Origin of the sequence: Agrobacterium sp. CFBP2214, from assembly GCF_030209895.1 — a bacterium.
GTDB classification, from domain to species: Bacteria; Pseudomonadota; Alphaproteobacteria; order Rhizobiales; family Rhizobiaceae; genus Agrobacterium; species Agrobacterium radiobacter.
On sequence record NZ_JARVRC010000001.1, the window covers coordinates 1,225,623 to 1,239,157 of the forward strand.

The window sequence follows — 13,535 nt, forward strand, 5'->3', positions numbered from 1 at the left end:
AAACTACGTATCGCGCCCGAAAAGTCAAGCCTGTTTTGCCCGGAAAACAAAACGGAACCCATAAAGCACCACGTAAAGCCCGAAAAATACGGCAAGCGCCCAGGCGAAACCATCGGTGCCCGCAACATCCATGGAAATGCCGACGGCCTGTGGTCCTGCAATGGTACCCATGGCGTAACAGAAGATGAAGGCGGCATTGGCGGCCACGAGATCAGCGCCCTTGAGGCGCGAGCCGAGATGGGTGAGGCCGACGGTATACATGCCGGAGACGAGGCCGCCCCAGAACAGCAGCAGCGCCGCCACCAGAAGCCAGCTTTCCACCAGAACCGGCAGCGCCAGCGTGCCGCAAACGCCCGCAAAGGCCATGAGGGCGAGCATGGTGCGCCGATCCTTCATCCGGTCGGAAAGCAGGCCGATCGGTATCTGGAAGACCATGTTGCCGATTCCCATGACGGTCAGCAGCAGCGCCGCCTGCGATTCGTTGAAGCCCTCACGGGTGGCGTAGATGGGAAAGAGCGACAGGCCGCCCGCCTGCACCGAACCGAACACGAAAGCCGCAGCCGACGCCATCGGCACCAGCCAGACGTAGCGGACGAAGTGGTGATTGGGCCGCTCGTCCAGCTCCGGGCTCTCGCCGCGCGCCATGAAGATGGGGATAGCGGCCAGAAGGATGATCGCCGCGCCGACGAGGAAGGGCAGGATGCCTTCGCTGCCGACGACGGAAAACAGCAATGGACCAACCGCGAAACCAACCGCAAGGCCGGTTGCGTAAATGCCGAGAACCATGCCGCGTTTTTTCGGCGGCGCGGTCATGTTGATCCAGTATTCGGAGAGAATGAACAGCGTCGTGGTCGCGCCATGGAAGACGATTCGCAGCGGAAACCACATCCAGAAGGCTTCGGCGAAATAAAAGCCGAGTGCGCTCAGCGCCGAAATCAGGACCGCGAGAAGCATGGTTCGTGCCACGCCGAAATCATGGGCGATCTTGCTGGTTACCGAGGCGGCCATCATCGCCGCGACACCCGCCATGGCCGAATTCACCCCGATCATGGTCGAGGAGATGCCGCGCTTCTCAAGGATGATCGACAGGAGCGGCAGGCCGAGACCGATGGCGACACCCACCGCACTGATGGCGGAAATGGCGGCGATCAGTGAGGGCCAGTGAATGGCGTCCGCTTCTTCGCATTTCATTTGTGACATGACGGCCTTTATACAAAGTCTCGAATGAACCGGCCGTGGCGCGTGATATAGAGCCGCGCGGGGCTTTCAAAGGGCAGTGAGGGATCACCTATCATGAGTTTTGTGACATCTTCGAGAACCGTACGTGTGATTTTGGGCATGTTCAGACCGGAAAGGTCTGTCATGTCAAGCCATTGCACGTTGGAGAGCTCGTCGGAATCACGGGTGAGCCTGACATCGAGCCCCAACTCATCGGCATAACAGCAGAAGAATCGCGTGTCGTAGCGCCGCACATTACCGGGTGGGGTGATGGCGCGAGCCACATATCGGAAACGGGAGAGATCAGGACCTTCGGCACCCATTCCGAGGTTCACGCCGGTTTCCTCGAAAAGCTCGCGCGCGGCGGCCAGCGCCAGAGCCCGTGCGCCAGCGGCACTCAGGCGGCGCGCCGCCGAAGCGGTGAGGCTGTTGAGGACGGCAGGGTGCAGATCACCGGAAAAGGGCAGCGCATGGTCGCGCGGATCGCGTTTGCCGCCGGGAAAGACATAGGCACCCGGCATGAAGACGTGGGCGCTGCTGCGCTGGCCCATCAGGACCCTGGGTCCTGAGCCGGAACGGTCGAAGAGGATGATGGAGGCAGCGTCTCGCGGCCGCATGGGGGCGCTCACCGTTTCGGGGTCCCGGGAAAGCTCAGGCACGTGCAAGCTCCTGCTCACGTCAGTGAGACGAGCCGTCTATCTGCACTTTTTGCTGTTTTCGATCAAAACCGTGCATTCGCAGCGCCCATTGCAGGCCGATGACGCCGCCCTTGATCGGTTGTAGCGTCAAAAGTGCGGACAGAATGGTGATCGGCACCCAGATGGCGAAATGCGCCCACATGGGAATGTTGAGGACCATATCCGTCATCATGAAGCCGCCAACGGCGATATGGCCGATGATGACGATGGAGATATAGGGCGGCAGGTCGTCCGAACGGTGATGATGCATTTCTTCGCCGCAGGCCGCGCAGGCGTCCACCGGCTTCAGCCAGGCCCGGAACAGGCGGCCGCTGCCGCAGGCCGGGCAACGATTGGCCATTCCCCGCATGATCGAGCGGCCAAGCGGCCGTTCCGCGCTATCGTCTCCGAAGGTGACCGTTTCCGAGCCCTGATGTGCACTCATCCTTAAGTCCTTCTCCCGTTCGTTCAACCGCCTGCAGCGGTCTTGTTATCGTCGCCTTCTCGGCGGACGTGTTCCAGGCTTGGCGGCAAGACGAGATGTCCGCCGGCCTGCCTTGTGGAACGACCGCGAGCCGACCGGCATCTTGCGCCCCGGGCTCAGCATATCGAAACGCAGCGCACCTGCCAAAGGCACCGCTTCCGCAAGCCGCACCTGAACCGTATCGCCAAGCTGGTAGCCGAGGCCGGTCTTTTCCCCTGTCAGGGCCTGATGGGCCTCATCATAGAGGAAATAATCGGTTCCGAGTGTAGATATAGGAACAAAACCATCAGCGCCAAATTGCGGCAGCGCGACAAAAAGTCCCGCCTTGGTGACACCGCCGACGCGGCCCTCGAATTCTTCGCCCACCCGTTCAGACAGATGATGCGCGATGAGGCGGTTGATGGTGTCGCGCTCGGCGGCCATGGCGCGCCGCTCGAAGGTGGAGATTTCGGCGGCGATATCGTCCAGCGTCGCTTCTTCCTGCGGAGTGATGCCGCCTTCACCCAGTCCCAGAGAGCCCACCAGCGCGCGATGCACGATCAGGTCGGCATAACGGCGGATCGGCGAGGTGAAATGCGCGTATTTCATCAGGTTGAGGCCGAAGTGACCGATATTCTCAGGGCTGTAGATCGCCTGGCTCTGGCTGCGCAGCACCATCTCGTTGACCATGATCTGGTGCGGCGTGTCGAGTGCGCGAGCCAGAATGCCATTGAAGGAATTGGCGCGCATGGCCGCTCCCTTGGCCATGGTAATGCCGATGGTACCAAGGAATTCGCGCAAAACCTCCTGCTTGGAAAGCGTGGGCGCATCGTGGATGCGATAGACCAGCGGCTGCTTTTTCTTTTCCAGCGTCTCGGCGGCGGCGACGTTCGCCTGGATCATCATTTCTTCGATCAGCTTATGCGCATCGAGGCGTTCGGGAATGACGACCTTGTCCACCGTACCATCAGGCCGAAGCAGGATCTTGCGCTCCGGCATGTCGAGTTCCAGCGGCTGGCGGCGGTCACGGCCGCGCTTCATCACCTCATAGGCATGCCACAGCGGCTTCAGGATAGGTTCCAGCAGCGTACCGGTCTTGTCGTCCGGCCTGCCGTCAATGGCTGCCTGTGCCTGTTGGTAGGAAAGCTTCGCCGCGCTCTTCATCATGATGCGGTGGAAGGTGTGGCCCGCCTTGCGGCCTTCCTTCGAAAAGGTCATCCGCACCGCAAGGGCAGGGCGGTCAACGCCTTCCTTCAGCGAGCAGAGATCGTTGGAGATGCGCTCCGGCAACATCGGCACGACGCGGTCGGGGAAATAGACGGAGTTGCCACGCTTCAGCGCCTCGCGGTCCAGCGGCGAACCGGGCCGCACATACCAGGAGACATCGGCAATGGCGACGGTGACGATGACGCCGTCAGGATTGTCGGGAGACGTGTCGGGCTCGGCATAGACCGCATCGTCATGGTCCTTGGCGTCGGCCGGATCGATGGTTATGAGCGGCAGGTCGCGCCAGTCCTCGCGGTGCGACATGCTGGCCGCCTTGGCTGCATCCGCCTCGGCAAGAACGTTCGAGGGGAAGATATGCGGAATGCCGTGGGAATGGATCGCGATCATCGAGATCGCCTTTTCTGAGGCGACAGAGCCGATGACCGACAGAACCTTGGCGCGCGTCAGGCCATAACGACCGCTGTTGCGCGAGGTTTCCACCTCGATCAGATCGCCATCCTTTGCATCGCCGACGCCATCGGGGTCGATGACCATTTCCTCGCCGCGCCGGTCGATCGGCATAAGCCGTCCGCCGCCGCCTGCCGTCTCCTTGAATACACCGAGCAGCGCGTTCTGGCGGCGGTCGATCAGCTTCACGACACGGGCCGTATAGGCCGGGCCGGCGCTTTCCTTGGAGGGGAAGATCTTCGCCAGAATACGATCGCCAAGACCCGCTGCCGGGGCCTTCTTGCCGCGGTCCTGCGATGACTGGCGGATGAGAACGGCGGGTGCCGCGCCCTGATCCTCCGGCCATTCCGCCGGCCGGCCGATCAGTTCGCCGTCCTTGTCACGGGTGGTGATGTCGAGAACCGTCACCGGAGGCAGACCGCCTGGGCGCGTCAGAGACTTGCGGCTCTTCTGGACCATGCCATCGGTTTCAAGCTCCTTCAGCAGCGCCTTCAGGACCACGCGGTTTTCACCCTTCAGGCCGAAAGCCTTGGCGATTTCGCGTTTGGAGGCCTGCTGCGGGTGGTCGGCGATGAATTTCAGCAGCACTTCGCGGGAAGGCACCTCGCCATGGATGATGCCTTCACCTTCATTCACACGCTTGCCGCGCCCGGTGCGTCCGAAACCGTCGCTGGCGGAACCCTGTCTCTGACGCGGCGCCTTGCTCACTCTGCTGCCTTCTTGGGTTTGGCCGCTGCCTTCGGCTTGGCGGCCGTCTTGTTCTTTGTTGCGGCCTTGGCCTTGGTCGCCTTCGGCTTCGCCTCGGCGTCACCATCGGCCTTCTTGGCAGCGGTCTTCTTGGCCTTTGCGGGCTTGCCGCCGGTGCCGGTCTTGGCAATACGCTCGGCAATCAACACCAGCGCCTCGTCCAGCGTCACCGAAGCCGGGTCCTGTCCCTTTGGAATGGTCGCGTTGACCTTGCCCCAGTTCACATAAGCGCCGTAACGCCCGTCACGAACAGTGATCGCGCCGCCATCGGGGTGGTCGCCCAGTTCCTTCAGAGCAGCCGGCGTGCCGCTGCGGCCGCGTCCCGGTCCCTTGCTCTGTTTCTCGGCAATGACGGTTACTGCCCGGTTGAGGCCGATCGCGAACACGTCCTCGATGCTTTCGAGGTTCGCGTAGGAACCGTCATGCAGCAGGAATGGTCCGTAGCGGCCGAGACCGGCCGAGATCATCTTGCCGGTTTCGGGGTGCTTGCCGATATCGCGCGGCAGGTTGATGAGCGCCAGAGCCTTTTCGTGGTCGATATCTTCAGGCTTCCAGCCCTTGGGCAGCGAGGAGCGCTTGGCCTCCTTGCCGTCGCCACGCTGGATATAGGGCCCGAAACGGCCAGAGCGGAGCGTGAGCTCTTCTCCAGTCATCGGATCGGCGCCCAGCGCCTTCGGCTCGTTCGATGCGGCAGCTTCGGCTTCCGAACCGTCCGAGGTCAGCTGGCGTGTATAGTTGCATTCCGGATAGTTGGAGCAACCGACAAAAGCACCATATTTGCCGAGCTTCAGCGAAAGATTGCCGGTGCCGCAAACCTGACAGATGCGCGGATCGGACCCGTCCTCGCGCTTGGGGAAGACCAGCGGCGCCAGAACCTCGTTCAGCGCATCGAGAACGTTGGTGACGCGCAGTTCCTTGGTATCTTCGATCTGGGCGAAGAAATCCTTCCAGAAATCACGCAGAACCTGCTTCCAGTCCAGTTCGCCGGCGGAGATGCGGTCGAGCTTTTCTTCAAGGGCTGCGGTGAAATCGTATTCGACGTACTTGGTGAAGAAGCTTTCGAGGAAAGCCGTCACCAGCCGGCCGCGCGAATGCGGTATCAGCTTGCGTTTGTCGACGACGATATATTCGCGGTCGCTCAGCGTTTTCAGCGTCGCCGCATAGGTGGAAGGACGGCCGATGCCGAGCTCTTCCATCTTCTTGATCAGCGAGGCTTCCGAATAACGCGGCGGCGGTTCGGTGAAATGCTGGCTGGCATTGATCTTCTGCTTGGCGAGGTTTTCGCGCTCGTTGATCGGCGGCAGACGGCCTTCGTCATCACCGTCGTCGCTCTGCTCGCCATCTTCCTTCTGGTCGGTATAGGCGGCGATGAAACCGTCGAAACGGATCACCGAGCCGACGGCACGAAGACCGGCCTTTTCGCCGTTCTTGTCGGCAAGGATTTCCACCGTGGTGCGTTCGATTTCGGCAGAGGCCATCTGGCTCGCAATGCCGCGCTTCCAGATCAGGTCGTAAAGGCGCAGCTGATCGGGATCGAGGTAACGCTTCACCTGATCCGGCGTGCGGTTGAAATCGGTCGGGCGGATCGCTTCGTGCGCTTCCTGGGCGTTCTTGGCCTTGGTGGAATAGAAACGCGCCTTTTCCGGGACGTAACGGTCGCCGAACTGCTCGCCGATGGCAAGGCGGGCGGCATCGATCGCTTCCGGCGCCATCTGCACGCCGTCGGTACGCATATAGGTGATCAGACCGACGGTCTCGCCGCCGATATCGATGCCTTCGTAAAGCTTCTGCGCCACCTGCATGGTGCGCGAGGCGGAAAAGCCCATGCGCGAGGAAGCCGCCTGCTGCAGCGTCGATGTGGTGAAGGGCGGGCCGGGATTGCGCTTGACGGGCTTCGCCTCGACGCTGTCGACCACATAAGTCGCGCCGTCCAGCAGCGTCTTCAGCCGGTTCGCGTCTTCGCCGGTCTTGATCGCGCGGTTCTGCAATCGCTTGCCGTCAGCCGAAACCAGCTTGGCCTCGAACTCGTCACCGCGCGGGGTCTTCAAAAGCGCGCTGATATTCCAGTACTCTTCGGAAACGAAACGCTCGATCTCGGATTCGCGGTCACAGACGAGACGCAGCGCAACGGACTGCACGCGGCCGGCCGAGCGCGCGCCGGGCAGCTTGCGCCACAGCACCGGCGACAGGTTGAAGCCGACGAGATAATCCAGCGCACGGCGGGCGAGATAGGCGTCTACCAGCGGAATGTCGATGTCGCGCGGGTTCGCCATGGCATCCAGCACCGCCTTTTTGGTGATGGCGTTGAAGACCACGCGCTTGACCGGCTTGTCGCCGAGAACGCGCTTCTTCTTCAAAAGATCGAGAACGTGCCAGGAAATGGCTTCACCTTCGCGATCCGGGTCGGTTGCGAGAAAGAGGCCGTCGGAGGATTTTACCGCATCGGCAATATCCTTCATGCGCTTGGCGGAAGCGCTGTCGACTTCCCAGGACATTTCGAAATCCTGGTCGGGCAGCACCGATCCGTCCTTGGCAGGAAGATCCCTCACATGGCCAAAGGATGCAAGAACCTTATAGCCCGGGCCAAGATACTTGTTGATCGTCTTGGCTTTGGCAGGAGATTCTACGACGACGACATTCATATTGTTTTTCTCTGGAACTGGTCCGTTAACATGGCCGGATCGCCGCGCAATGCCGCAATTGGCCTTCTTTATATTTCGACATGGACAGGTAATGCGCGCGGGTCAAGAGGCAAGACCGATTTTATCACTCCAAGGTGATTGCAACCTATGGATAATCTATTGTTGTATTGCAATCTTTGGTAAATTGGTTATGATGGGCAACATCATTTGAATCTACTTAATGCTCTTCGTTTCAGGCGTAATTCTTAGGATAAATATATGGTCCCGAACGCAACAAACAATAATGCCGACAATGAAGGGACCAGAGAGAACTTGGCTTACATTCGCCAGATGCTGGCGGAGCTGCGCCAGGTCGCCAGCCGCGAGGGCGCCGACATGCTGTGTTATCTAATCGAGATGGCCTATGTCGAAGTCGGTGATATCCAGAGCGGACGACGCAAGCTGTCAATCCGCGATGAAGAGCGACACGCGCCCCCCGGCATGCCGGTTTAGACGTCCTGCAATATCAAGCTCCAGCAGCACCAGATGAACGGTGGCAGCGGAGAAACCCGTGTGACGGATGATATCGTCCGTTTCCACGGGCGAGGGACCGAGAGCGGCGGCGATGATGCTGCGCTCGTCGTCCCCTGGTGGTGACATCTCCGTGTCGGATCTCGGTTCCTCGATCTTGCGGTCATAGGGCAGTTGCGGCTCCATCAGCGGTCGCAGCGCCTCGAGAATATCGTCGGCACCCGTGGTCAGCATCGCCCCTTCCTTGATCAGCCGGTTGGTGCCCTCGCAGCGTGCATCAAGCGGGGAGCCGGGCACGGCAAAAACCAGCCGTCCCGCTTCGCCGGCGAGACGCGCCGTGATCAGCGAACCTGAGCGCTCCGCCGCCTCCACGATGACGACGCCGAGCGAGACGCCTGATATCAGCCGGTTGCGACGGGGAAAATCCCGTGCGCGCGGTTCCCAGCCGAAGGGCATTTCACTGATCGTCGCGCCGCCCTGATCGTATATCTCCTGCAACAGCCCGAAATTTTCCTGCGGGTAAGGACGGTCGAGACCGCCTGCCAGCATGGCAACCGTGCCGGTTGCAAGGCTTGCCCGGTGCGCCGCCGCATCGATGCCGCGCGCCAGACCGGAGGCGATCGCATAACCGGCCCGCCCGCAATCGCGCGCCAGCATGGCGGCGAATTTAGCACCGTTGATGGAGGCGTTGCGCGAGCCGACGATGCCGACGCAGGGCCTTGTCGCCGCATCCGCCGATCCCTTCATGGCGATCAGCGGTGGTGCGCCATCCAGATGTCGCAGGGCAGGCGGGTAATCCGGTTCGCCGATGCCGATGAAACGCGCGCCGAATTTGTCAGCGGTTTCGATCTCGCCTTCCGCTTCCGCCTGTGTCGCGATGCGCGGGCTGCGGGAGGAGCCGCCCCGCCGTGAAAGCTCGGGCAGGGCGTCGAGCGCCTTTTCGGCGCTGCCGAAATGATTGATGAGTTCGCGGAAGGTAACGGGACCGATATTGTCGCTGCGGATCAGCCTCAGCCAGGCGACACGCTGCCGCGCGGAAAGCTCTATGCCCTGCCGTGTCGTTTCCTCATGCGGCATGGCATATCCTCAAATGGGTCTCAGCCCTTTTGCCCGATCCTGCTTTCCGTACCCGCCAGCAGGCGCATAATATTCTCGCGGTGCTTCCACCAGGAAATCACGCTGAGCAGCGTCACCAGCAGCGCCGTCTTTTCAGGTCCGAGCACCCAGAGGGCCACAGGAATAACCAGCATGGCAAGCAGCGCCGACAGCGAGGAATAGCGGGTGATGAAGGCGGTCGCGAGCCAGATCAGGGCAAAGGCCAGCATCATCAGCGGGGCTACGCCCAGGAGCACGCCGATATAGGTGGCCACACCCTTGCCGCCCTTGAAGCCGAGCCAAACCGGAAACAGGTGGCCGAGAAAGGCGAAGAAACCGGCGACCAGCGAAGCCTCATAACCCCAGAGCGCATTGGCGACCAGCACGGCCGCCGTGCCCTTCAGTGCGTCAAGCAGCAGGGTAGCCGCCGCAAGTTTCTTGTTGCCGGTGCGCAGCACATTGGTCGCGCCGATATTACCGGAGCCAATCTTGCGCACGTCGCCCAGCCCCGCCATGCGGGTGAGAATGAGGCCAAAGGGGATGGAACCGAACAGATAGCCAATCAGCGCTGCCAGCGCGAGAAGGGCAGGCGCCGTCTGCCAGTCAGTCAAAGCACTCATTCAAACGTCCCCTCTGTCGCGCCGGCCGCGTGATCTCTGTTGGTGATCTTATGCCAAGGAATGAACGGCTTTGCCAGCCACATAAGTGGCGACCGCGCGGCCGCTGAAACGGGCATCCTCGAACGGCGTGTTCTTGGATTTCGAGACCAGCTGTTCCTTGGCCACAAGCCACGGTTCGTCGAGGTCGATCAGGGTGATATCGGCCTTCGCGCCAGCCTTCAGCGTTCCCGCATCCAGTCCGAAAATCCTGGCCGGGCGGGTGGAGAGCGCATCGATCAACCGTATCAGCGGAACCTCGCCGCTGTGATGCAGGCGCAGCGCCGCCGCCAGCAGGGTTTCAAGCCCGATCGCGCCACTCGCCGCATCCGAAAACGGCAGGCGCTTGGTGTCGACATCCTGCGGGTCGTGCGAGGAGACGATGATATCGATCGTGCCGTCCTTCAGCGCTTCCACCATGGCTTTGCGGTCGTCTTCGGCGCGCAGCGGTGGCGAGAGTTTGAAGAAGGTCCGGTACTCGCCGATATCGTTCTCATTGAGGGTGAGGTGATTGATCGAGATGCCGCAGGTAGCCTTTACGCCCCGCTGCCGCGCAACGCGGATCGCTTCTGCCGATTCCGGAACGGAAATCTTGGCGGCATGGTAGATCGCCTGCGTCAGCCCGGCAATGCGCAGGTCGCGCTCCAGCGGAATGATCTCGGCTTCCTTCGGAATGCCCGACAGACCGAGCCAGCTTGCGAAAAGCCCTTCATTCATATCGCCGCCGCCGATATATTTGTCGCGGGTTTCAAGCGCGATGACAGCGCCCAGTTCGCGCGCATAGGTCATGGCGCGGCGCAGCACCAGCGTGTCGGAAAGCGCCCTGCGGCCGTTGGTGAAGGCAACTGCACCGGCTTCCTTCAACATGCCGATCTCGGTCATTTCTTCGCCGTTCAGACCCTTGGTCAGGGCTGCTGCGGGATGGACGTTGACGAGCGCCTTGTCGCGCGCCGTCTTTTTCACATATTCGACCAGCGCGATATCGTCGATGACTGGATCGGTGTCGGGCATCATGATGATGCTGGTGACGCCGCCGGCCGCTGCCGCACGCGAGGCGGATTCGATGGTTTCGCGGTGTTCGGCGCCGGGTTCTCCGACGAAGACGCGGGCGTCCACCAGGCCGGGAACGGCCAGCAGCCCCTTGCAGTCGCGCACCGTCGCACCCTCAGGTGCGCCCTGATTATGCGCATCCTTGCCGGCTGCGAGAATAGCGCCATCGGAACCGATGACGATGCTGCCGGTCTCGTCGAGATTACGGGAAGGATCGACGATGCGGAGATTGTTGAGAACGGTAACGGCACTCATACGCGCTCACCCTGATTTTGCGAGACAAGCAGGGTTTCCATGACGGCCATGCGCACGGCAACCCCCATTTCCACCTGGCTTTCGATGACGCTCTGCGGACCGTCGGCCACTTCTGAGGCGATTTCCACGCCACGGTTCATCGGGCCGGGATGCATGACCAGCGCATCCTCTTTCGCCGCTTTCAGCTTCTCGGCATCGAGACCGTAGTAATGGAAATACTCGCGCACCGAGGGCACGAAGGAACCGGACATGCGTTCACGCTGCAGCCGCAGCATCATCACCACGTCGGCATTCTTCAGCCCTTCCTTCATGTCGTGGAAGACTTCCACGCTCATGTCGCGAATGCCTGATGGTAGAAGCGTGGCAGGGGCGACGACGCGCACGCGCGCGCCCATCTGGTTGAGCAGGATGATGTTGGAGCGAGCCACGCGCGAATGCAGCACGTCGCCGCAGATCGCCACCGTGATACCCGAAAGCTCGCCCTTGGCGCGACGGATGGTCAGCGCATCGAGCAGGGCCTGTGTCGGGTGCTCATGCTGGCCGTCGCCGGCATTGACCACGGAGCAGGCGACCTTCTGTGCGAGAAGAGCGGCGGCGCCGGCGGAGGAGTGGCGCACGACCAGCACATCCGGGCGCATGGCGTTCAGCGTCATCGCCGTGTCGATCAGCGTTTCGCCCTTCTTCACCGAGGAATTGCCGACTGACATGTTCATCACGTCTGCGCCGAGACGTTTTCCGGCAAGCTCGAAGGAGGATTGCGTGCGCGTCGAGGCTTCGAAGAACAGATTGATCTGGGTGAGGCCCCGGAGCGTCGAGGTCTTTTTCTCGCGCTGGCGGCTGATTTTCACCGCCTCATCGGCCTTGTCGAGAAGCAGGGTGATATCCTGATGGGAAAGCCCCTTGATGCCGAGGAGATGGCGATGGGGGAAGAAGACCATGCGGTTTGCCTCCTGACGGGCGCCGCATTTTCCCGTGAAAATGCCCGGAACGCCCGAATGCTGATCCGTGCGCTCCCATTCGCTGTGAACACGCCTCAGGAGTGCCGCGGAATTCGGTCCTGCGCTCTATAGAGATTGCACGGTCGCGGGGCAAGCGCCCGCAACCCCTGAAATGAAAACATGGCGATGTTTCCCCAACCCTAGTGGACAAGTGGCCTGACGATGGTCCGAGCATGCATCAGATGACGCCATGCTCCTTCAAAAGCGCCTGCTCGTCGCCTGACGCCCAGCCGAAAACTCTCGGCGCTCCTTCCAGCCTCTGGACGAAATAGTGAACATCGAAGTTGATTGCGACATCCGATTGTTGCTTGCGGGTAAAGTTCGCTGTCCAGGCAACGTGGGCGACGCAATGATGTTCATCGATCGGCGAGATACGGATATTGCGGATCCGCATCTCCTTCGTTCCGATCGCTCGATAGCGGTCATAACCCTTCTTCATGACCTGCTTTAAGTGGTCGTCGTTCTTTCCGGTCATCACCCCGGCAGGGGATGCGGCGATGAAGTCGGAGGCATAGAGGGAGGCGACCTCCTCCATATCCATGTCGCCTTTGAGAGACTTGTTGAAAAATCGCTCATACCGCTCGAAGAGCTTTCTCACGCTGGCCTCCATGGTTTCCTCCCCCTGTGCAGCCGTTCAGCAAGTCGCCAACCGAAAAAGCCCGTCGCAAGTTCCATATCAGGCGGCGGCCTATGCAGAATCCCTGACGATGGTGCTTCAAACGGGATCGGATGCCTGCCGCAAGCGGAGCGGATTGACCGTGCGGAACCCGACATTTGGTCCGGGTTGGGAATGTTTCGCCGCTTGCTTTATATCAAGGCGCCGCCCTGCGGCATTGGGCAGTTTCGGGTGGAATTCTCGGGCCAGATCCGGCCTTTGACGCAGTTGACTGGAATTATCGCAATGCATTCCTATTCTGTTTTCGCCCTGGCCGTACTGGCCCTGCTTTTGACGCCTGGCCCGACGAACACGCTTCTGGCGCTTTCCGGTGCCGGTCGTGGTGTCCGAGCGTCGCTGCCTTTGATGATCGGTGAAATCGCCGGCTATCTGCTGGTCATCCTTGCGCTTGCTGTGCTGTTTTCCGATTTTCTGAAGATGCATACGGGCCTTGCGCAGGCCATCAAGCTCTGTGCCGCTATCTGGGTCGCATTTCTGGCCGTTCGGCTGTGGACCCTACCGTCTTCGGCGCCAATCGGTGAGGCGATCACTCCTCGTCGGGTTTTCGTCACCACCTGTCTTAACCCGAAGGGGCTGATCGTCGGCCTTGTCTTGTTGCCACAGGCGCCGCTGACCCAGATATGGCCATATATACTGCTGTTTTCTGCTCTCGTGGCTTTCGCGGCGCTTGTGTGGCTGTTTGCAGGGGCGCTTCTCATCCGCCATGCGGGCCAGTCTTCGCCGAGGCTCGTGCGCGGCACCGCCTCGGGCTTCCTTCTGGTGCTGTCGCTCGGTCTTGCCGGAAACGTGTTTGGCATTCTCTAGGCCGGATACCTAAATCAGGGGCACTCCCGAAAAATGCTGAAAGCGGCGGTTTAATCGTCTCAATCGCTTC

12 protein-coding genes are annotated in these 13,535 nt (G+C 61.1%); 2 read left to right on the forward strand and 10 right to left on the reverse strand.

The annotated features are described in order from the left end of the window. Positions 1 to 24: 24 nt before the first annotated feature. From QRN60_RS06105 to topA, 5 genes are all read right to left on the reverse strand, one after another. Positions 25 to 1,191 (reverse strand): MFS transporter, encoded by a 1,167-nt coding sequence (locus tag QRN60_RS06105; protein ID WP_003502425.1) that lies wholly within the window; start codon positions 1,189 to 1,191, stop codon positions 25 to 27. Between the two features lie 17 nt (positions 1,192 to 1,208). Next, the gene (locus QRN60_RS06110; RefSeq protein WP_003502427.1) at positions 1,209 to 1,835 is read right to left on the reverse strand and encodes an NUDIX hydrolase; all 627 of its coding nucleotides are present in this window, start codon (positions 1,833 to 1,835) and stop codon (positions 1,209 to 1,211) included. A 61-nt stretch (positions 1,836 to 1,896) separates the two neighbouring features. Beyond that, the gene (locus QRN60_RS06115; RefSeq protein WP_003502429.1) at positions 1,897 to 2,340 is read right to left on the reverse strand and encodes a DUF983 domain-containing protein; all 444 of its coding nucleotides are present in this window, start codon (positions 2,338 to 2,340) and stop codon (positions 1,897 to 1,899) included. Positions 2,341 to 2,385: 45 nt separating this feature from the next. Continuing rightward, positions 2,386 to 4,740 carry a ribonuclease R gene (rnr, locus tag QRN60_RS06120; protein ID WP_111780855.1) on the reverse strand — a complete coding sequence of 785 codons (2,355 nt, stop codon included), beginning with the start codon at positions 4,738 to 4,740 and terminating at the stop codon, positions 2,386 to 2,388. After that, positions 4,737 to 7,421 carry a type I DNA topoisomerase gene (topA, locus tag QRN60_RS06125; protein WP_129565057.1) on the reverse strand — a complete coding sequence of 895 codons (2,685 nt, stop codon included), beginning with the start codon at positions 7,419 to 7,421 and terminating at the stop codon, positions 4,737 to 4,739. The genes rnr and topA overlap by 4 nt, the downstream gene beginning before the upstream one ends. A gap of 258 nt (positions 7,422 to 7,679) precedes the next feature. Here topA and QRN60_RS06130 point away from each other — a divergent pair, with 258 nt between their 5' ends. Then, on the forward strand, positions 7,680 to 7,913 hold the full coding sequence (locus tag QRN60_RS06130; RefSeq protein WP_020012349.1) for a hypothetical protein: 234 nt from the start codon (positions 7,680 to 7,682) through the stop codon (positions 7,911 to 7,913). Here QRN60_RS06130 and dprA read toward each other — a convergent pair. From dprA to QRN60_RS06155, 5 genes are all read right to left on the reverse strand, one after another. Further along, a complete protein-coding gene (gene dprA, locus QRN60_RS06135; protein WP_080866098.1) occupies positions 7,866 to 9,008 on the reverse strand; it encodes a DNA-processing protein DprA in 1,143 nt (380 codons plus the stop codon). The genes QRN60_RS06130 and dprA overlap by 48 nt on opposite strands. Before the next feature lie 20 nt (positions 9,009 to 9,028). Then, a complete protein-coding gene (gene plsY / locus QRN60_RS06140) occupies positions 9,029 to 9,646 on the reverse strand; it encodes a glycerol-3-phosphate 1-O-acyltransferase PlsY (protein ID WP_161974062.1) in 618 nt (205 codons plus the stop codon). Positions 9,647 to 9,694: 48 nt separating this feature from the next. Beyond that, complete coding sequence (locus QRN60_RS06145) at positions 9,695 to 10,987, reverse strand: dihydroorotase (RefSeq protein WP_112977639.1); 1,293 nt, start codon at positions 10,985 to 10,987, stop codon at positions 9,695 to 9,697. After that, positions 10,984 to 11,925, reverse strand: coding sequence for an aspartate carbamoyltransferase catalytic subunit (locus tag QRN60_RS06150; protein WP_003502441.1), 942 nt, complete (start codon positions 11,923 to 11,925; stop codon positions 10,984 to 10,986). The genes QRN60_RS06145 and QRN60_RS06150 overlap by 4 nt, the downstream gene beginning before the upstream one ends. 238 nt (positions 11,926 to 12,163) lie before the next feature. Beyond that, the gene (locus tag QRN60_RS06155; protein ID WP_107675478.1) at positions 12,164 to 12,595 is read right to left on the reverse strand and encodes a DUF6841 family protein; all 432 of its coding nucleotides are present in this window, start codon (positions 12,593 to 12,595) and stop codon (positions 12,164 to 12,166) included. Positions 12,596 to 12,886: 291 nt separating this feature from the next. On the opposite strand from QRN60_RS06155, the gene QRN60_RS06160 reads away from it, so the two are divergent. Continuing rightward, on the forward strand, positions 12,887 to 13,465 hold the full coding sequence (locus tag QRN60_RS06160) for a LysE family translocator (protein WP_035212507.1): 579 nt from the start codon (positions 12,887 to 12,889) through the stop codon (positions 13,463 to 13,465). Positions 13,466 to 13,535 lie beyond the last annotated feature (70 nt).

Bases quoted from the DNA above. Each gene is read 5' to 3' on its own strand.
- QRN60_RS06105 (WP_003502425.1), bottom strand. From the start codon at position 1,191: ATGAAATGCGAAGAAGCGGACGCCATTCACTGGCCCTCACTGATCGCC.
- QRN60_RS06110 (WP_003502427.1), bottom strand. From the start codon at position 1,835: ATGCGGCCGCGAGACGCTGCCTCCATCATCCTCTTCGACCGTTCCGGC.
- QRN60_RS06115 (WP_003502429.1), bottom strand. From the start codon at position 2,340: ATGAGTGCACATCAGGGCTCGGAAACGGTCACCTTCGGAGACGATAGC.
- topA (WP_129565057.1), bottom strand. From the start codon at position 7,421: ATGAATGTCGTCGTCGTAGAATCTCCTGCCAAAGCCAAGACGATCAAC.
- QRN60_RS06130 (WP_020012349.1), top strand. From the start codon at position 7,680: ATGGTCCCGAACGCAACAAACAATAATGCCGACAATGAAGGGACCAGA.
- dprA (WP_080866098.1), bottom strand. From the start codon at position 9,008: ATGCCGCATGAGGAAACGACACGGCAGGGCATAGAGCTTTCCGCGCGG.
- plsY (WP_161974062.1), bottom strand. From the start codon at position 9,646: ATGAGTGCTTTGACTGACTGGCAGACGGCGCCTGCCCTTCTCGCGCTG.
- QRN60_RS06145 (WP_112977639.1), bottom strand. From the start codon at position 10,987: ATGAGTGCCGTTACCGTTCTCAACAATCTCCGCATCGTCGATCCTTCC.
- QRN60_RS06150 (WP_003502441.1), bottom strand. From the start codon at position 11,925: ATGGTCTTCTTCCCCCATCGCCATCTCCTCGGCATCAAGGGGCTTTCC.
- QRN60_RS06155 (WP_107675478.1), bottom strand. From the start codon at position 12,595: ATGGAGGCCAGCGTGAGAAAGCTCTTCGAGCGGTATGAGCGATTTTTC.
- QRN60_RS06160 (WP_035212507.1), top strand. From the start codon at position 12,887: ATGCATTCCTATTCTGTTTTCGCCCTGGCCGTACTGGCCCTGCTTTTG.